Below are 18,708 nucleotides of genomic sequence, written 5' to 3' on the forward strand. Positions count from 1 at the left end.
CAGTTCAGATTATTCATCATCCAATTGAAGGGGGGATGCGGACAATGACGGGGAACGCACGACCATTACTGAACTTCCCCCATTTCATTTCTTGATCTTTATCAAGACGCATTCCACCTGAACCGCCCACCCGATCACAATAAGACATAGCGCCCATGAAGCCGGATGATCTCGCCCTGGTGCAATCGCTGCCCATGTTCCGCCGGGCACAGCCGGAGCATCTGGACGAGCTGGTGCGCGGCGGCTATCTGCAGCGCTACCCCCGTGGCACCCTGCTGTTCCAGGAAGGCGCCCATGCCGACTTCCTGATGATCCTGATGGAGGGGGCGGTGGAGATGTTCGCCCGCGACCAGGACGGCAACGAGGCCGTGGTGCAGATCCTGTTCCCGGTGGACAGTTTCATCCTGGCCGCGGCCCTGACCGACACGCCCTATCTGATGTCGGCGCGCACGCTGCAGCCCTCGCGCATCCTGCTGCTGGAGGCCGGGGCCTTCCGCCGCATCGTCTCCGCCCATGCCGATCTGTCGGTGCCGGTCATGGCCGAGCTGGCCCAGCAGTTCCGCCGGCTGGTCCGCCAGATCAAGGACCTGAAGCTGCGCACGGGGGCGCAGCGGCTGGGCTGCTTCCTGCTGGCCCTGCCCACGGAGGGGGGGCCGGACGGGGGCATTGACAGGCGCAGCGTCACCCTGCCTTTCGACAAGCGCATCCTGGCCTCGCGCCTGGGCATGACGGCGGAGAACCTGTCGCGCGCCTTCTCCACCCTGCGCGGCCACGGGCTGCAGGTCCAGGGCGCGCGCATCATCCTGGAGGATGTGGCCCGCCTGTCCGCCTTCTGCCGCCCCGACCCGCTGATCGACGGCGTCGAGGGCGAACTGGCCATCCCGACGGAATAGGCCCCCGCCCGGAATGTTCGCCCCGGCCTGCGCCTCGGTCTCCCGCCTGCGCCTCCCATCTGCGCCGTCCGTTCAGGCGCGGACGGGCAGATCCTCGGCCAGGGCCACCAGCGCGTCCGGCCGTGTCACCACGATGTGCTGGCGGCCGCCGGCGACGATGCCCTCCCCCTCCCAGCCGCTGAGGATGCGGCTGACCGTGTGCAGGGTGGTGCCCGTCATCTCGGCCAGATCCTGGCGGGTCAGGGGAAAGTCGATCTCCACCCCCGCCGCCACCTCCCGCCCGGCCTGCCCGGCCAGACGCAGCAGGGCATAGGCCACACGCCGCTCCACCCGCTGGGTCGAGAGCTGGCGGATGCGGGTCTGCAGATCCTCCAGCCGGTTGCCCAGCATGGCCAGCGTGTTCATGGCGATCTGCGGCTGCGCCAGCATCAGCGCCCGCATGGTCTCCACGCTCCACACTACCTCGACGCTGTCGGTCACGGCCACGGCGTCGCCGGGATAGCCGCTGAGGAACATGGCCAGCGTGCCATACATCTCCCCCGGCCCGACGAACTGCACCACCACCTGCTGCCCGTCGGGACCGACCTGGAGGATCTTGATGCGCCCGTCGACCAGGGCATGGCAGGTGGTGGCCGTCACCCCCTGCTTGAACACCACCGTCCCCTTCGGCACCCGCCGCGCCTGTCCCCGCTCCATGACCTGACGCAGGGCGTCGGCCTCCAGATGGGCAAACATGCGCATGGACTTCAGGATCGAAGGATCGGGCGTCATCAACCTCTCCGCAGCCGCCGCCGGCAGACCGCACCGGACCGCCCGACCCTAACCGACCCCGCCGCCCCCCAGCAAGCCGACCGGCACGGGCCGAGGCGAACCAGGGGGTAACGGGCCGGGGACAAAGGCGACACACATGCACCGCAAAGGCGACCAAAGGCGACGTTAAGGTGACGAAACGTGACGTTAAGGCGACATCCGCCCCCAGCCCGTCACCCGCCAAACCCCTGAGAGACAAGGGATTATTTTCCTTAACGCGACAAAGGCGACAGGATGTTGATGGTGGTGCGCCCGTCACCTTAAGCGCGGCATCTCCCTATTTCCGCTTCTGTTTTCACCCTGCCCAAGATCCGGCGCCACGCGGGCTGCCGGAAAACGGTGGCACAAAATAGGATTTTTGTCCATTGTGTGTGTTGGCCTGCCGCGGTGCGCGCAGACGGATTTCAAACGGCTGAAACTGGTTCCAGCATATTATGGCAGCCTACAACTCCGCAGAGTTCAAGCCTTCTTCCAGGCGAATTTCAAGATTGACCAGTGATATAATTCCTCTATAAATTTAAATATAGCCACCCCCATCGTAAAGGCAAGGAATAGATTAAGGAAAAAATATGCATAAAGAACAACTCGCAAGCCCAGACACAACATACATAATAGACGGCTTCCGATCACTCAGATCTTTTTCAATAACTCTCACCCCAGGGATAAATGTCCTTGTTGGCCCGAACGGCGCCGGAAAGACTAATTTCATTGATTTTCTAGATTTTCTTGATGAAACAATATCAAATGGCGCCGCTACAGGCATCTCGAAGGTAGGCGGCGTAGCGCGCGTATTTAGTATGGAGATCTACAAGAACAGTAGCCCAACTTTAAATGCACAAGTTCGTGGATTGGCCAAAATTTTCGACGCCGACCAACAGAAAATATTTATATTTAACTATGATTATTCAATTGAAATTCGATTTAGTAAGAACCATTCCTCTATATATATAGCTAAAGAAGCTTTAAAATTATGGAAGCTAAGGACCGCGGGAGAAGAAAATCCGACCTCGTCCCCGGTTGGAACCATATCTGTTTCCAGAGCGTCACCTTTAGAAGATCTTGAACCAAGAATTCAGGTCAGCCCCAGATTTCGAACACAAAATATAAGAAATCCATTTAGAATTTTACCTAGGTATATGAGTCCAAATCAAAAAAAAGATTATTTGAGCCGATTCTCTTATTTCTTACTAAATCCAGATGAAAGCTTACTTTCTGGCCGTCACGGCTTTCCAGCAATCGATGCAGTCCGACAAGCAATAACTCGCGGAAAATCATTCAACATTGTACCAGAAAAAGCCAGGCAACCTGATGATCTGACTCGCCCCCCTCTTATTGCCCGAGATGGGGCTGGTTTATCAGCGACCCTCCACCACCTCCAACGAGCAAAAAACAACAGAACTTACAAAAGAGTAAATCGCCTCCGAAGAGTAAGTCCAGAACTCCTGTCTACAATTTTAGAATGGACAAAACTTGTTTTTCCGGATCTTCAGGATATATCCGTCACTCAAGACCCACATACAGGAAAGTATATAGGATATTTACACGTGGGATGCATGCAGACTCTGCGAATTCCCCTGCAGTCTGCAAGCGATGGAACGTTAAAGTGGCTCTCTTTAGTCACACTTATTTCCACCGAAGGAAACGCATATTCAATTGAAGAGCCTGAAAATTTCCTACATCCTAAAATGCAACAATTCCTAATTGATTTGATCAGGGAGTCATTTTATTCCGAGCACAATACAGAATATTTTATTATTTCCACTCACAGCGAAACATTGCTGAATCATTGCCGAGCAGAAGAATTAATTATCTTCAAGTTCGAAGAAGGGAGGACAGTGTGCGGGAGAATAAATAATCCTGATTTAGTGCGCCAAGAAATCAACAATACTGGCTTTGGACTGGGTTATTACTATGCAAGCAATGCATTGCCGTAAGATAATCGCTTTTGTTGAAGGAAGCATGGAGAGGTTATTTATAAATAATAATTTCCCCTATATAGACGTTATTCCAATACTAAATGGAGAGAGCTGGACAATTGAAGCGCTATGTAAACAGGTTTCATCAAAATTTGCAGTCAAAAATATCAATGCTGATAGGATCATTATTTGGGTTGACAAAGAACGACAGAGGTGCACTTCAAATGAAGTGTCAATAAAAATAAAAGATGCACTTGTCAGCAAAGGAGCGAATCCGAATATAATATCTGTATGCATACCCGACAGAATGACAGAAAATATAATACTGGCAGATGAATGCATGATGCGAGAATATATTGATGATGACAATTATCAATATAAATATGAGGGCCAAAATGGAAAGTCAATCCTATCGAGTATATTATTAACTAAAGGAAAAAACTACAAGCCCATTTCCGAAGGCGTAATGCTACTAAAGAAAGTTCGATTGAGCAGATCAGCAGAAAATAGCAAAAGCGCAAAACTGTTTTTAGACAGTTTTTGCGTAAAATGCTGGTGGATTGGCCCGTGACAGCAGGAAGTTTGTCTGTTACTATATCTTTTATTTCTCAGAAGTTCACTTATGATGCAGCCCTATAAGCTGGTTTGGTGCGGATTTGATTGATATGATTCTGCGGTTTCTGGCGGAAGGCCGGAGGCTGTAACCGGTTTCCGGGAGCGGCCCGCCCGGCGGAGGTTGCATATCCGGAATGACACCGACGGACACAGGGCGGCAACGCCGCCGCAGTGCGCCCCGTGCGACGGGCCGCGGCACACCGCGGGTTGGCCGGGGCCAGCCGGGATGAGCAAACCCGTCGCCCCGGTTCTCTGCCACCCCGCCCTGTCACCGGATGGCCAGGTGCTCGCCTTCCAGTTCCATGGCGGCGACGCGCGGCGCAGCGGCATCGGGCTTTACCGCTTGCGGAGCGGGCACCTGATCCGCATCCCCAATCCGCCGCAGGGCTGGCTGGCCTTCCCGTCCTTTTCCCGGGACGGCACCCGCCTTGTGGCCGTCCGCAGCAACGATGTCAGACGGACATCGGCCATCGTCAGCATCGATCTGCGCACCCGGGCGATCGAAACCGTGGGCACCCGCCCCCCGGACGCCGGATCGCTCAGGTTCTTCCCCGTCGTCCAGCCGGAAACCGGAAACATCCTGTATGTGGACGCGGCGGATGATGGCGGGCATCGCCTTCGCCGCATCGACGTGCAGACGGGGACCGATGATGTCCTGATCGGATCGGATGCGGGCTACAGTGTTCTGTTCAGACCGTTCTTCACCGACCGCGACACACTCTATGTCCAGGGCATCGGGGGGCAGGCCAATGGAGGGCAGGACGGCGGGGGTCAGGACGGCGGGCCGCCGGACCCGGCCTGCGCCGGGCGCACAGACCTTGTCAGCTACCGTCTCCGCCCCGGGCAGGCGCCGGCCATCGCCTTCCCGGAGCTGGAGGCGCAGCGGGCAGCCCTGGCCGGCGATGATCCGGTGCGGGGCCTGACGGGGGCCGCCGGAGCCGACATGCTGATCGGCGTGGCGGCGGACCTCACCCACAACAGCCGCGGGCGCGCCGACTGGTCGAAGTCCCGGATCGTCCGCGTGGACCAGGGCCGGCGGCTGGAAGCGCTGGCCCATCTCCACGGCCATGTCCTCGATCTGTGCCTGGCCGATGACGGGTCGGTGGCCGCCTTCCTGATGCAGGGCCGCGGCATGCGGGGGGACCGGACGCTGATGATCCTGGAGCTGCGGAGCGGCGCCGTGCGGGAGACCGGGTTGCCGGCGCGTCTGGCCGCGATGCCGGCCTTCACCCCGCCGTCCCGCCCCGCCCTGGTCCGCGCGGCGGAGATGCCGGAGCCACGCTGATCCCCCGCTGCGGCCACCGCCCGGAGCCATGGGGGAGGCCTATTCGTCATGACCGTATTCATACCAGTAAAGTCAGGACAAATGCGCGCATTGATACGCATCGCCGTGTGATGGCATGCTTGCCGTTACAACCCAAAAGGGAGATGAGGATCGCCATGCGTCTTTTCCGCCATCCCATCCACGCCGGCCCCGGCCATCCTTCCCGGCATCGTCCCGGCCTTCGCCTGGGCGCCGGTCTGCTGCTGGCGCTGGGGGGCATGCCCGCGGCGGCGGCGCCGGACTCGGCACCGGATTATGGCGGGGCCAGCACCAGCCAATGCATTCCCTTCGCCAACCCGCAGAGCGTGGCCTTCACCGACCCGCCGAAGCTGAATTTCAGCATCGGCGACAGCACCACCATCCATACCGTGACCATGGACACCGGATCGGTGGGCATCGCCCTGGCCGCACCGCTGATCCCCGGCTTCGAGGGGCTGAAGGCCAAGGGCAGCCCCGGCACGCAGTTCCTGTCCAGCAGCAAGATCCTGTGGGTCGGCACCTGGGTCCCCGCCACCGTCACCCTGTATGACCGGGACAAGCAGGCCGTGGCCACGGCGGCGGTGCCGGTGCTGGGGGTGGAGCGCACCGGCTATTGCCCGGCCTTCCAGAAGACCGGCCAGATCTGCACCGACGGCATGAGCCCGGCCAAGGATGTGGTCTATATGGGCGTCGGCTTCGGCCAGGAGGCCGATTTCCAGCCCCAGGGCACACCGGACAAGAACGCGCTGCTGAACCTGACCAGCCTGAACGGCAAGCCCATCGCCCCGGGCAGCCTGAACCCCGGCTATATCATCGGGCGCCAGGGCATCCAGGTCGGGCTGACAGCGGAGAACAGCCAGGGCTTCCGCTTCACCAAGCTGACCCCCTATGCCGCCTATCCCGGCGACTGGATGATGCCGCAGGGCTGTTACAGCCTCAATCCAGAGCAGAACCGTGCGGCGGCGGGGCCGATCTGCACCCCGACCCCGATCCTGGTCGATACCGGTATTCCCCAGAGCTACATGACGGTGCCGGACGGCATCCGCTTCGACACGGTGGAAGAGCAGGACAAGAGCGATCCCAAGCGCAAGCTGCCGGTGCTGGCACCGGGAACGGTGGTGACGATCCGCCTGCCCGTCAGCGGCGACCCCATCGCCGAAGCCGCCTTCACCATGGGCGGCGGCAGCCCGGTGCAGCCGGCCCAGATCATCCCCGACCAGACCGACAAATACCCGCCCTTCCTCAACACCGGGCGGCACTTCCTGCGGCAGTTCCAGTATCTCTATGACGCCAGGCAGGGCTATGTCGGCATGAAGCCGCAGCCCAACCCCTGCGGCGAGGGCTGATCAGCGCGGGAAACGGGCCTCAGTCCGGAACCGGAACGAACGGCAGCCCTGCCCCGCCGGGCCAGGCCAGCAGATGGCTGCGGCAGGTGGGGCAGTCGCTGCTGCCGAAGCCGGGGGCCGGCACCGGCAACCCCTCCAGCGCCGCGGCCAGGGCACATTCCGTCCAGTCCGGGCCGCCGGAGACGGAACCGGCGGGGAAGATCCAGGCGCCCACGGCGTTGCCGCCGCAGGTCAGCCGGTCCACATGCCAGCGCAGGGTCTTGTCCGGGCTGAGATGCCGTGCCAGCCGCGCCCGCAGCCCGCCCGGCCCGCGGGCGCTGCCGCAATAGAGATAGCGCCCGGCCGCCAGCGTCACCGGCGGCCGGCCGGGCAGCGCCACGGACAGCGGCTGCCCCATCCGGATCAGCAGCACATAGGCCCCGGGCACGGCGGGAATGCCGTCCGCCGTGCGGTGGAAGCCGGCAGACGGCAGCGGCGGCGGGCCGGGCGGCGCGGGCGGCAGGGGCGCGGTGTCGCGCCCGCTCATTTCACCGTCTTGGCCAGGGCCTCGGCCTGGCGGGTGCAGCCCTTGGCCGCCATCCAGGCCGCGGTCATCCTGGCGCCGGTCACGCTGGCCGGCAGCAGATGCAGGGTGACGGCCGTGGCCTCCCCCCCGATCTCGAACAGCATGGACTGGCCGTCGCCCACCGGCATATCGGCCGGCAGCGCCAGTTCCGGCTGACCGGCCGGCCAGGGCGTGCTGGCCTGCCAGGCATGGTCGGCGGGGGCCAGGGTCAGCGTCACCTCCGGCACCGCATCGGCGCGCCAGAGCACGGCCGGCTGGCCCGGCTGCAAACAGGCATGGCCGGGCGTGGCGGCATCGACCAGCCAGGGCCGCGGCAGCGGCTTGGCCGTCGCGGCGGCACGCACGGCACCGAGCGCGCTGGTATCGGCGCCGCGGGCGGCCACCAGATTGGCGAAGGACTGGGTGACGCTGGCGCCACCGCCGGCGGCGCCCTGGTCGGGCTTGCCCTGGTACGGGCCGACCAGGGTCAAGGTCGTGCCCTCGGCCGACACCAGCACCAGCCGCGCCCCGTCGGCCAGGGTCAGGCTGGCCCCGCCATCCAGGCTGGCGCCGGGTTCCAGCGCGATGCCGGCGGCCTCCACCACCACATAGTCGGCGGCCAGGGCCGGCAGCGCCGGCAGGGCCAGGACCGCCCCCAGCAGGGCGGCGGGAACACGGGAACGCAGAGGGGACCGGGTCATGGGCTCACCTGTGACAGGGACGCGGCAGCGGCCACCGGGCCGGCGGACTGACCGCGGGACAGGATACCGTCACCGACAACGGTGAAGGCACCCCAATAGAAGGGATGGCCGGTGGCCGGGCGCGCGGCCAGCACCATCTGCGCGGCCGAAAGGGAAGCGGCCACGTCACCGCCGCCGCTGCCGGCGAACAGCCGCGTCATCAGGGCCACGGTGGGCTGGGACGGCACCTGCCAATGGGTGACCAGAAGGTTGCGGGCGCCGGCGAAGAAGAAGGATTCGGCCAGGCCCGACAAGGATTCGCCACCGAAACGACCGTCGCCGCCCGCGGTGTTGCAGGCCGACAGCACCACCAGATCGGCATTGAGGCGCAGCAGAGCCACGTCCGATGCCGTCAGCAGCCCGTCATCGGCGGTGCTGGCCGGCATGGAGGCCGGCGGAGCCAGGGCCAGACCGGGTTCGGACTGGCAGCGCAGCTCACCGGGCAGCAGGCCATGGGTGGCGAAGTAGAGCACACGGTAATCGGCCAGCGGCCGGTCGCGCACGGCGGCCTTGGTCACGGCGGCGCCGGTGATCAGCGCGTCGGGACCGGCCCCGAACTGCTGGCCGACCTGGCGCAGCTCGTCCGCTGTCTCCGGCAGCGGGGCCAGCGCCCGCAGCATGGCCGGGTCGACCGGGGCGCCGGTGCGGCACTCCCGCCCCAGCAGCGACAGGCCGTCGGCCTTGCCCTGGAACGGCGGCGCGGCGAAACCGATGAAGGCGCGCGGGGCCGGCGCACGCCCGGCCAGCCTGCGCATCGACAGGAAGGCCGGCACCGACGGCGCCATGGCCAGGGCATGGTCACGGGCCAGCCAGGCCGCCCCGGCATAATCGCCGGCCGCGGCGGGGGCCGTCACCAGCAGCGCCGGGGGCAGGCTGAGCAGGGCGCCGCCGGGGATGAAGACCAGCCGCTTCAGCCCGCGCAGATCGTCGGCCACCGGACCGGCCAGCCGGGTATAGAGATCGTGCGCCTGCCCCAGGTCGAAGGGCGGCAGGCGCCCGGCCACGGGGATGAAGGCGGCGCGCAGCATCTGCACCCGGCGGGCGGCCTCGTCCCGGCCCAGGCGCACGGCATAGGCCCGGATGTGGTCGCGCGTGACCAGGAAGCCATAGGACTGGTCGGCGGCCAGGGCGAACAGCAGCACCCCCTCCCCCGGCTCCAGCACGGCCTGAAGGTCGGCGGCCCCGGCCACGGTGAAGCGGGTCAGCCGGGCATAGCCGGGAAAGGCCGCCTGCAGATCGCGCTCCAGCGTGGCGGCCTGACGGCTGGCCCCCTCCAGCCGGGTACGCAGTTCCTGTTCGCGGGCGGGATTGCGGCTGGCGTCGGGCTTGGCCGTTTCCACCGCCAGATCCAGGCGCACGCGGTCGCGGGCGCGCACGGCGTCCTGCTGGCGGCGGACCAGATCGGCCACGGCCGGATCATCGGCGGCGAACCGGGCCGAGGCGCGGGAAATGGTCTGGCCCACAGCGCCTTCGCGCACGAACTGGGTGGCGGCGAACAGATCGGCATACAGGGCCGGGGCCTGGTCCGGCATACGCTCGGCCACGGCCAGACCGGCGCGCAGGAAGGGGGCGATGCGGTCCAGCGGCAGCTGGGCCGGCGGCTGGTCGGCCGCGCCCAGCATGGCGAAGGCCTGGCGGAAGCTGGCGACGGCATCGACGGGGCGGTTGCCCTCGGCCTCGACCCGGCCACGCTCCAGCAGCAGCGAGGCGGTGGGCCAGCCCCCGCCGAACAGGTGGCGGTTGGCCTCCACCGCGGCGGTCAGCAGCCGCACGGCGCCGTCGGTGTCGCCCCGGGTGGCACGGGCCAGACCGCGCAGGGCCAGGATACGCCCCTGCCACCAGGCCGGCAGGCCCGGCGTGCGGTCGAACAGGCGCTGGGCCTCCGCCGCCGCGGCCTCGGCCAGATCGGCCTGCCGCAGCTTCACGCCGATGCTGCCTTCCAGGATCATGCTGTGGATGAGGTCGGCACGGGCCGCGGTGAGATTGCCCAGCACCATGCGGTTGAGACCGTCGTCGCCCTCCAACTCCTGCATCAGGGCGCGGCGGACGGCGCTGGCCTCCTGCGCCGTGGCCAGGGCGCGCTTGAGATCGCCGGCATTGAGCGCATGGAAGGCACGGTAGCTGGTCAGCCTGGCCCGCAGCGCCCGGTCGAAGCTGCGCTGCAACAGGGCGTCGGCACGGCGGAACAGCCCGTCCGCCTCTTCCAGGCGGCCCTGGTTGCTGACCTCCAGCGCCAGATTCATCAGCGTGTCGCCCACGGCCGGGGAATCGGCCCCCAGCACCCGGCTCTGCACCTCAAGCGCGCGGCGGTAGGCGGTCTCGGCGGCGGCGAAGTTCTCCAGGCTGTTGCCCAGACGGCCCTGCTCGGTCAGCGACTGGTAGCGCTTGACGTCACCGCGGCCGAAGCTGACGGCCTGCTTGCCGACGGCGGCGGTGATACCCTCGCCGGACGGTGGCGGGGCCACACCGGCCAGCCGGGCCATGGCCTGCGGGAACAGGTCGCCCAGGGCCGGCACGCCGTCGCCCTGGTAGAGGCGGCCGGCCTGCACCGTGCTGACACCCAGATGCGGCCATGCCCCCTCGCGCAGCTGGCACGATGCCAGCAGCACCAGCCCCTCCCCGACCCAGGCAGGGTCCTGGCAGGCGGCCTTGCGCGCCAGCTGGTTGGCCCAGTCGGTCCGCTGGGCCGCCTGAAGCAGCTGCGGCCGCGCCGCGGCGGCATCGGCCGGCAGCGGCTGCACCAGCGGCACCGACCAGATCTGGCCGCTGGGTTCTTCCGACGCGCCGCAGTAAACGTCGTGCAGGGTCAGATCGCCTTTGACCGGCACCGGCACGGCGCGGCACTGCTCCCCAGCGGCGTCGCTGCCGATCTCCACCGGCTGACCGGCCGGCCGGGCGCTGGACGGCACGCGGGTCCCGTCGGCGGCACAGGCACCGAGAGCGGCCAGCAGGGCCAGGGCCGGCAGAGAACGTCGCATCCAGGCACCCATCACCATCCCCGTCCCAGGCCGGGATAGCCCTCATCAAGGCCGGGGGTGCCATCCCTGGCCGGGGGCGGCGCCACCGGCTGCTGGAACAGCAGGCCGGGGATGATGACGCGCGGCGCGCTTTCCACCGCCGCCAGCGTACCGCTGACCGGGACGGACGCGGACGGGCTTCCGGTGTTCGACAGGGCGGCGACGACGCTGTCGCCCGTACCTCCCGGCGTGGCGGCGGGCGTCACGCCCGCAGGTGGGGTGGCCCCAGGATCAGGGGTGGCCTGACCCGGAGCGGACCCCGGCGTCCCGGGAATCGGCGGCGGCGGCGCGATGACGGCGTTCAGAACGGTCACCGGCGCCACCCCGCCGGGCAGGGCGGCCCCGTTCGCCTCCACCGTCAGCAGGCCCGGCACATAGGTGATGGTGTAATTCTGCGCCACGCCGCCGAACGGGGTGATGGCATAGGCGCCCGCCGGCGACTGCGTCGTCGCCCCGGTCGCGAAGGACAGGCCGCTGACCACCGATGCGGTGTCGCCATTGACCAGACCCTCATAGCTGGCCGTGAAGGTCGGGTTGGCGGCACCGTAGGTGCGCCGCGCATCATTGGCACGGATGGTCAGCGCCGCCGGGTCGATGGTCAGGGCGCCGTCGACGTAGGAGATGGCGTAGTTGGCGGCGCTGGCGCCACCGGCACTGATGACATAGCGGCCGACACCGGACCCGGCCGTGGCCGTGCTGCCCAGCTGCAGGCCGCTGACCACCGATGCGGTGTCGCCATTGACCAGACCCTCATAGCTGGCCGTGAAGGTCGGGTTGGCGGCACCGTAGGTGCGCCGCGCATCATTGGCACGGATGGTCAGCGCCGCCGGGTCGATGGTCAGGGCGCCGTCGACGTAGGAGATGGCGTAGTTGGCGGCGCTGGCGCCACCGGCACTGATGACATAGCGGCCGACACCGGACCCGGCCGTGGCCGTGCTGCCCAGCTGCAGGCCGCTGACCACCGATGCGGTGTCGCCATTGACCAGACCCTCATAGCTGGCCGTGAAGGTCGGGTTGGCGGCACCGTAGGTGCGCCGCGCATCGTTGGCGCGGATGGTCAGCGCCGCCGGGTCGATGGTCAGCGTGCCCGGCTGGAAATTGAAGATATAGCCCTTGCTGTTGGCCAGCGTGCCGGCGGCAAGCGTGATGGCGTAGGAGCCGACGCCGGACCCGGCTGTGGCCAGCGTGGTGAACAGCGGCGTGCCGCTGAGGGTATTGGCGACATCGTCACCATCGACGAAGCCGCTGATGCTGTAGGTGAAGGCCGGATTGTTCTGGCCATAGAGCCGGATGAGATCATCGGCGGTGAGGGTCAGCACCACGCCGTTGGCGTAGAAGATCAGGTTGCCGGTTTCCGTCACCGTGCCGGGCGGGTTGCCGGCGAAGGTGCGGCCCAGAATGACCTGACCCGATACCGGTCCAAGGGTCGTTCCCCGCCGGGAGTCGGCATAGAGGATGGTGCGGCCGCTGGCCGATACGGCAGAGCTGGCGTCGGCCACGAAGGCACGGTCGGTGGCAAGCACGACGTCGCCGCCACCGCTGATGATGTCGGCATCACCGCTCAGACGCAGATCGCCGCCGCTGACGGCCAGGGTCACCGCACCGTCGGCGGAGGCCACGGTGCCAGCGACGCTGAGATCGCCGCCGCTGGAGCGCAGATCGATATCGCCCCGGCTGCGGATGGACTCGAGGATCGACAGGCGGTTGGCACCGGTCAGGCTGATATGGTCCCAGCCATCGACGGACAGCCGGTCGACGGACAGAACGGTTCCGGCGTCCTGTTCGATGCTGTCGCCGGCCAGCGCCAGGTCCAGCCCGTCACGGAACTCCAGCGAGCGGCTGATGAGGACGGCCCCGGTGCCGTCGGGGGAATCGCCGGACGGCGCGCCGATGCGCAGCACCGGCGTGGAGAGGCCGAGCAGTGCCAGCTCATCCGCCGACAGTTCCAGCGTATTCGCCTGATCGTCAGTCTCCGACCCCAGATCGATGTCGTATCCGCCGCTGTAGGGACGGACCGTGACGCTGTCGCTGCTGCGGACGGAGAAGCCGCTGCCCAGCACCATCTGATCCGCCGCGATCTCAATGGGGCTGGCATAGGTGACAGCCCCATCGCCGCCGATGATCGGTGTGCCGCCCCCGGCCGCCGTCAGGTTGGTGATGCGGCCATTGCGTTTGGGCACCCGCAGCAGGATGCGGCCGCCGCCGGTGCTGTAGATGCGGGTGGGGCTGGCGCCGTCGGGACCGAAACTGATGCCGGTCTGGCCGAAACCGCCGCTGTCCGCCCAGCCGGCGAGCGTGATACGGCCGGCTGCCGTGCGCAGCAGCGACCCGTCGGCGATATGCAGGCCGGAGATGGTGGTCCCTTCGGAGAAGCCGGCGACGCCGCGCACCGAGATCTCTCCCGCATCCCCGGTCATCAGGGTGGCGCCGGCCAGCTCCACGCCGATGCTGGTGTTGCCGAGCACACCCCCGCGACCACGGAGGGTGATGTCCCCCCCGGCCGCGTCCAGGGTGGAACCGGAAACCAGCACCCCGCGGCCGTTGGTCGGCCCCATGCCGCCGGCACGGGCGTAATCGCTCCCGCCGCTGCCGCCGACAAGGGCGATGTCGCCCCCGTTGCTGAGGATCGAGGCGCCATTGGCCACCAGGATGGCGCCGGACGTGCCATCATCCGGATCATCAGAACCAAAGGCGCGGGCCTGCAGGGTGATATCGCCGCCCTGGCTGGTGATGACCCCGCCATCGACCGCGATGTCGGTGCCGGCCTTGAGATGCACGTCCCCGGCGCCAGTGAGGCTGCCCGTGACCTCGATGCCGGCCCCCGCCTCCACCCGCAGATCATCCTTGAAGGCGCCGTCCGTGATGGTGACGCGTCCCGGCCCGTCGGTGCTGCCGATGACGATCTGGTCGAAACCCTGCTTCAATGTGTCCTGGGCGGCGCGGGTGAGGATCAGCACACCGTCGGCATCATCCCCGATGCCGATCGGCGTCTCGCCGTCGATGGCACGCAGGCGGAAGCTGCCTTGGCCGGCGATGTTCCCGTTGCCGCTGAGATCGATGCTGCCGGCCCGCAGGGTGATGTCGCCGCTGGCGTCGCTCCCCAGGGCGCTGTCGGCGGTCAGGACGATGCCCTTGCCCCCGGCCAGCCCTGCCCGGCCGGTCAGGGTGATGGCACCGCCGCCGGTCGACTGCACCGTCGCCCCATCGGCCAGACGGATGCCGTCATAACCGAAATCACCGCCATTCCCGGTGATGCTGATGCTGCCGAACTCCGTGGAGATCCCGGCACCGTTCAGGCGGACACCGGCGACCGAGCTGCCGCCCATGTCGCCGCCGGTGCCATCGAGGGTGACAGTGCCGTAGCCGCTGGTCAGCAGCCGGCTGCCGGCCCCCATGGAGATGCCGCTTTCGCCGCCCGCGAGGGCGTTGCCGACGCTGGCACGACCGGTCAGACGGATATCGCCGCCGCCGGCATCGAGGGTGACAGTGCCATCGAGGCGGATGCCGCCATTCTGCTCGCCGCCCACGGCACCGCCGCCGGTATTGGCCGACAGGTCGATGGACCCGCCGGAGGTGGTGATGGAACTGCCGGTCCGCAGCACCACGGTGGCGCCCGCCGCCAGTTCCACCAGACCGGCGGAGGTCACCGCCCCGTCCACCTCGATCCGGCCGGATGTGCCGTTGACGACGATCTGGGTGTTGCCGGTGAAGGCGGCATCGCCGACCCGCACCCTGTTGTTGCCATTGGCCGCGCCGATCCACACGCTGGCCAGGGTGGCATCCAGCGCATCGAGATCGGATTGCCCCAGGTGGAAATCGCCGAATGCCACGTCGCCGATGCCCATATCGGCGTCGAGATCCTCGGCGGACAGGAACAGGCCGCCGATGCCGCGGATATGACCACCGGCGAAATCCACGTCCGATGCCGTGATGGTGATGTTGGCATAGACATCCGTCATGCCGAGCTGGGCGCCATCGCTCAGCGCCACACCGGTGCCATCGCCGTTGCCGCGGCCCGTCAGCGTGATCCCGCCACTGCTGGTGGTCTGAACGGCGGTGCCGCTGCCCTCGATCAAGATGCCGTGGCTGATGCCGTCGGCGTTCAGACCGGCGCCAGTCAGCGTGATGCTGCCGCTGGAGGTCACCAGCTGGCTGCCGCCGCGCAGCCAGACGCCATGGCCGCCATCGGCGACCGGGCTTGTCTCCACGCCCTCGCCGTTCAGGGTGATGGCGCCCGCACCGGAGGAGATGGTGGTGCCGGACAGGATGATCCCGGCCCCGGCTTCGCGGTCGTCCGGGGTGTCGGCGGAGCGCCCGCGGGCGGCGCCATTGCTGCGCAGATCATCCCGGTTGTCGGCGGAGACGGTGCCTGCCAGGATGACCTCCCCCCCGTTGGAGGTGAGCTGAGAGTCCGTCAGCCGGATGCCGCCGCCGCTGGCCACCTGATTGCTGGCCAGCACGATGGCCCCGCCCTGGGTGGTCAGGCTGGCGCTGCCGGCGCTGATCGTGCCGCCGGCTTCGAGCTGGATATCGCCGGACGCGGTCTCGATGGTGCCGCCCAGGGTGACGGCGCCACCGGTCTTGACCGAGACGCCGCCGCTGGCGCTGCCGGCGGCACCGGCGCTGACGCTGTTGGCGATCTGGACGTCGACCTCGTCCCCGCCCTCGATGATGATGCGGCCGCCGATGTCGCTGGCGGATCTGGCCTCGATGATGCCGGAGGTGTTGATGGAGCCGGCCATGGCGTCGCGGGCGCCGCGGGCCGTCATCAACACGGTGCCGCCATCGGCACGCAGCGTGCCCGTGTTCAGGACCGTGCCGGCCAGCTGCGCATCCTGGACCTGGAACCGCAGCAGACCGTCACCATTGACGTCCAGGGTGAAGAGGTGCTGACCGCCGGCCAGGGTCACGGCGCTCAGCTGCGCCTCGATCAGGCCGGAATTCTCCACCGTGGCGGCGGCCAGGGCGGCGAAGCCGCCATCGTTCACGCGGATGATGCCGGCATTGACCACGCCGGCCCCGACAACGGTGCTGGGCGTGTTGAAGGAGACCGGGCCGCTGGCGAAGCTGGACATGTCCACATCGGTGGTCGTGGCCAGGAAGCCGGCGGTGTTGATCCGGGCATCGGCGCCGATCAGCACGCCGGCATCGTTCAGCAGCACCACCTGGCCGTTGGCCGTCAGCGTGCCGTTGAAGGTGGTCGCGGTCCCGCTGCCATGGACACGGTTGACCAGCAGCGCGTCGGCGCTGGGCTGGCTGACCTGCACGGTGTGGGCGGCATCGGTGTCGAAGGAGGTCCAGTTCACCAGGGCGCGCTGGCTGGTCTGGTCGATCCGGGTCAGGGTGGCATCACGGCTGACGCTGACCGTGCCCGAGGCGACGGATTCGCCCGTCGGTCCCTGGGCCAGGGCGGGGCCGGCCAGGGCCACCAGACTGGTGCCGGACAGCAGGGCCAGCAGGCGCCGGGCCGCACGGGCGGAGGCGGGCCGCGGACCGGTCTGGATCAGGCGTCGAGTACCGCTCACGTCAGCCCCCGTTCAGAACTGGATGGAGAGTTCGAGGAAATAGCGGGTGCCGGGATCGGCCAGGCCGGGCAGCGGCAGGCTGTCCAGCGGTTCCGCCACCTCGGCGGTCAGGCTGATGCCGGCGGGCAGGCCCAGACGCACGCCGCCGCCGGCCGAGGCCAGCTTGGCATCCAGCGCCACCGAGCCCCAGACCCGCGCCCAGTCGGTGAAGGCGTAAACGGTGGTGCTGCGCAGCACCGGCCAGTCGATCACCGGGGCGTAGCGCAGCTCCGCCGACAGGCCCAGCCCCTTGGGGCCGGCCAGATCGCCGGCATTGTAGCCGCGGCCGAAACGGCTGCCGCCGGCCGAGAATTCCTCCCCCGCCACCAGCGTGTCGCGGCTGTACTGGCCGGCGGCCTCCAGCACCAGCAGCAGACCGTCGGCCAGCCGCGTCGTCTGTTCGATCTCCGCCGTCAGCTTGGTGAAGCCCGGCCCGGCGCCCGGGCGCGAGGTCGGGTCGGCCGTCCGGTCCTTGCGGATGCGGCCGTCGCTGGCATCGAGGATGTCCAGCCCCTGGACGATGCCGGCCGACAGGTAGACGCCGCCGAGGGGCAGCGTGGCATCGGCGTAGGTCAGCCTGGCATCGACGCTGCGCCAGCGGTCCAGCGTGTAGGGGCTGTTGAGGATATCGACCTTGGCCCGGCTGACGGACCAGCCCGCCTCCAGCGACAGGTTGCGCTGGCGCGCGCGCAGCAGCGGATAGGCATAGCGCTGGCCGACGCTGCTGCTGCGGGTGCTGACGGCGAAGGGCTTCAGCGAGGCGCCGGGCGCCCCCTTGGCATAGGACGCCGTGGTGGTCAGCGCATCGCCGTCCGGCGTCAAGGGCTGGAGGTAGCGGGCATTCAGCGCCCGCTGCTCGTCATTGGTCGGGGTGCCGGACAGGGTCAGGCCCAGCTGTTCGCCCAGACCGGCCAGATCGTTGCCGGCCAGATCCACATAGGCGGTCCAGGGGCCGGCATAGCGGCTGTTGCGGTTGCCGAGGCCGGCCACGCCGGCGAAATCGGTCTGGCGCGTCTCCACCAGCAGCTCGGCCGCGCCGAACTGCTCCCCCGGCCGCAACAGGCCGGACAGGGCGATGCCCGGCAGATCGTCGGCCAGCAGCAGGCCGCGCTCCACCGGCTCCACCCGCGCCGGCCGGCCGGACAAGGCCGGGGCCAGCCGCGCCTCGATACGGCCGCGCATGTCGGGAGAGACACCATCCACGGCCACGCGGGAGATGAACCCCTCGATGACCTGGATGCGCAGCGTGCCGTCGGCCAGTTCCTGCGCCGGGACGAAGGCCCGGCTGAGCACATAGCCCAGGGCCAGATAGCGGGCCTGGATGGCGTCGGCCAGGGCCGTCACCTCCGACAGGGTCACGGGCCGGCCCAGCAGCGGCTGGATCAGCGGATCATAGAAGTCCGGCCCGACGACGGTGGCCCCGTCGACGACGATGCGGGCCAGCGTGAATTTCAGCTCCGGCCCCGTGCGCCCGGGCGCCTTGCGCTGGGTCGGGATGGAGAATTGCAGCTTGGCCTCGGGCGGGCGGGTCTGCTGCAGGGGTGCCGGCAGCGTGGACCGCCCCGGCTCCACGGCACCGGGCAACCGCTCGGGCACGGGCTGCGCCGGCAGGGATTGGGCCGCTGCGCCTGCCGGTGCGACTGCGGGCAGCGACAGCAAAGCCATGGCGCTGCCGGCCAGCAAAACCCGCATGAGCGGCCGGCGGTGCGCAGACATCCGGGGCAGACCGCCGGAGCGGCAGCAAACCGCCCTATCCTTAAACACCCAAGACCCCCAATATCCCGTACTAAATATAAAGTGCGATATACACAGCCCTTCCCAGGCGGAGAAGGCATCGGACCGAAATATTCAACCCGCGTTGAAGTTCGACCGCCGAATGAATAGGCATGCTTATCCCGTGGCGCCGAGCTGGGCTAAGGTCCGCCCGCTTTCGGCCCGGACCGGGGAGACTCCGGCCCTG

At 67.3% G+C, this 18,708-nt stretch carries 11 protein-coding genes; 5 read left to right on the forward strand and 6 right to left on the reverse strand.

The annotated features are described in order from the left end of the window. Positions 1 to 155 precede the first annotated feature (155 nt). Complete coding sequence (locus DK368_RS10375; RefSeq protein WP_114393876.1) at positions 156 to 893, forward strand: cyclic nucleotide-binding domain-containing protein; 738 nt, start codon at positions 156 to 158, stop codon at positions 891 to 893. A gap of 72 nt (positions 894 to 965) precedes the next feature. On the opposite strand, the gene DK368_RS10380 is transcribed toward DK368_RS10375, so the two are convergent. Beyond that, entirely contained in the window at positions 966 to 1,664 is a 699-nt protein-coding gene (locus DK368_RS10380; RefSeq protein WP_114393877.1) for a Crp/Fnr family transcriptional regulator, read from the reverse strand. A gap of 608 nt (positions 1,665 to 2,272) precedes the next feature. On the opposite strand from DK368_RS10380, the gene DK368_RS10385 reads away from it, so the two are divergent. The 4 genes from DK368_RS10385 to DK368_RS10395 all read left to right on the forward strand — a co-directional run bounded on the left by DK368_RS10385 (position 2,273) and on the right by DK368_RS10395 (position 6,883). Then, positions 2,273 to 3,637 carry an AAA family ATPase gene (locus DK368_RS10385; protein ID WP_114393989.1) on the forward strand — a complete coding sequence of 455 codons (1,365 nt, stop codon included), beginning with the start codon at positions 2,273 to 2,275 and terminating at the stop codon, positions 3,635 to 3,637. Continuing rightward, on the forward strand, positions 3,615 to 4,190 hold the full coding sequence (locus DK368_RS21365) for a hypothetical protein (RefSeq protein ID WP_155524541.1): 576 nt from the start codon (positions 3,615 to 3,617) through the stop codon (positions 4,188 to 4,190). Before DK368_RS10385 ends, DK368_RS21365 begins: the two co-directional genes overlap by 23 nt. A gap of 270 nt (positions 4,191 to 4,460) precedes the next feature. Beyond that, a complete protein-coding gene (locus tag DK368_RS10390) occupies positions 4,461 to 5,519 on the forward strand; it encodes a TolB family protein (RefSeq protein ID WP_155524542.1) in 1,059 nt (352 codons plus the stop codon). Positions 5,520 to 5,674: 155 nt separating this feature from the next. Continuing rightward, positions 5,675 to 6,883: a hypothetical protein gene (locus DK368_RS10395; RefSeq protein WP_114393879.1), complete on the forward strand. Its 1,209-nt coding sequence runs from the start codon at positions 5,675 to 5,677 to the stop codon at positions 6,881 to 6,883. 19 nt (positions 6,884 to 6,902) lie between these two features. Here the strand turns inward: DK368_RS10395 and DK368_RS10400 are convergent, their stop codons facing one another. Genes DK368_RS10400 through DK368_RS10420 form a run of 5 tightly spaced genes read right to left on the reverse strand, consistent with a single transcriptional unit; the run spans position 6,903 to position 18,440 of the window. Further along, positions 6,903 to 7,409 carry a GIY-YIG nuclease family protein gene (locus tag DK368_RS10400; RefSeq protein WP_114393880.1) on the reverse strand — a complete coding sequence of 169 codons (507 nt, stop codon included), beginning with the start codon at positions 7,407 to 7,409 and terminating at the stop codon, positions 6,903 to 6,905. After that, complete coding sequence (locus tag DK368_RS10405; protein ID WP_114393881.1) at positions 7,406 to 8,128, reverse strand: hypothetical protein; 723 nt, start codon at positions 8,126 to 8,128, stop codon at positions 7,406 to 7,408. Before DK368_RS10405 ends, DK368_RS10400 begins: the two co-directional genes overlap by 4 nt. Continuing rightward, positions 8,125 to 11,145 (reverse strand): CHAT domain-containing tetratricopeptide repeat protein, encoded by a 3,021-nt coding sequence (locus DK368_RS22280; RefSeq protein WP_155524543.1) that lies wholly within the window; start codon positions 11,143 to 11,145, stop codon positions 8,125 to 8,127. Before DK368_RS22280 ends, DK368_RS10405 begins: the two co-directional genes overlap by 4 nt. Before the next feature lie 11 nt (positions 11,146 to 11,156). Then, positions 11,157 to 16,709 (reverse strand): MBG domain-containing protein, encoded by a 5,553-nt coding sequence (locus DK368_RS10415; RefSeq protein WP_114393883.1) that lies wholly within the window; start codon positions 16,707 to 16,709, stop codon positions 11,157 to 11,159. Positions 16,710 to 16,721: 12 nt separating this feature from the next. After that, positions 16,722 to 18,440 carry a ShlB/FhaC/HecB family hemolysin secretion/activation protein gene (locus DK368_RS10420; RefSeq protein ID WP_162305972.1) on the reverse strand — a complete coding sequence of 573 codons (1,719 nt, stop codon included), beginning with the start codon at positions 18,438 to 18,440 and terminating at the stop codon, positions 16,722 to 16,724. Positions 18,441 to 18,708: the final 268 nt, after the last annotated feature.

The organism is Oleisolibacter albus (assembly GCF_003336875.1).
Lineage (GTDB): Bacteria > Pseudomonadota > Alphaproteobacteria > Azospirillales > Azospirillaceae > Niveispirillum > Niveispirillum album.

What these genes read in the sequence shown, in the direction of transcription:
- DK368_RS10375 (WP_114393876.1), top strand. Translation starts at nt 156, where the DNA reads ATGAAGCCGGATGATCTCGCCCTGGTGCAATCGCTGCCCATGTTCCGC.
- DK368_RS10380 (WP_114393877.1), bottom strand. Translation starts at nt 1,664, where the DNA reads ATGACGCCCGATCCTTCGATCCTGAAGTCCATGCGCATGTTTGCCCAT.
- DK368_RS10385 (WP_114393989.1), top strand. Translation starts at nt 2,273, where the DNA reads ATGCATAAAGAACAACTCGCAAGCCCAGACACAACATACATAATAGAC.
- DK368_RS21365 (WP_155524541.1), top strand. Translation starts at nt 3,615, where the DNA reads ATGCAAGCAATGCATTGCCGTAAGATAATCGCTTTTGTTGAAGGAAGC.
- DK368_RS10390 (WP_155524542.1), top strand. Translation starts at nt 4,461, where the DNA reads ATGAGCAAACCCGTCGCCCCGGTTCTCTGCCACCCCGCCCTGTCACCG.
- DK368_RS10395 (WP_114393879.1), top strand. Translation starts at nt 5,675, where the DNA reads ATGCGTCTTTTCCGCCATCCCATCCACGCCGGCCCCGGCCATCCTTCC.
- DK368_RS10400 (WP_114393880.1), bottom strand. Translation starts at nt 7,409, where the DNA reads ATGAGCGGGCGCGACACCGCGCCCCTGCCGCCCGCGCCGCCCGGCCCG.
- DK368_RS10405 (WP_114393881.1), bottom strand. Translation starts at nt 8,128, where the DNA reads ATGACCCGGTCCCCTCTGCGTTCCCGTGTTCCCGCCGCCCTGCTGGGG.
- DK368_RS22280 (WP_155524543.1), bottom strand. Translation starts at nt 11,145, where the DNA reads ATGCGACGTTCTCTGCCGGCCCTGGCCCTGCTGGCCGCTCTCGGTGCC.
- DK368_RS10420 (WP_162305972.1), bottom strand. Translation starts at nt 18,440, where the DNA reads ATGCGGGTTTTGCTGGCCGGCAGCGCCATGGCTTTGCTGTCGCTGCCC.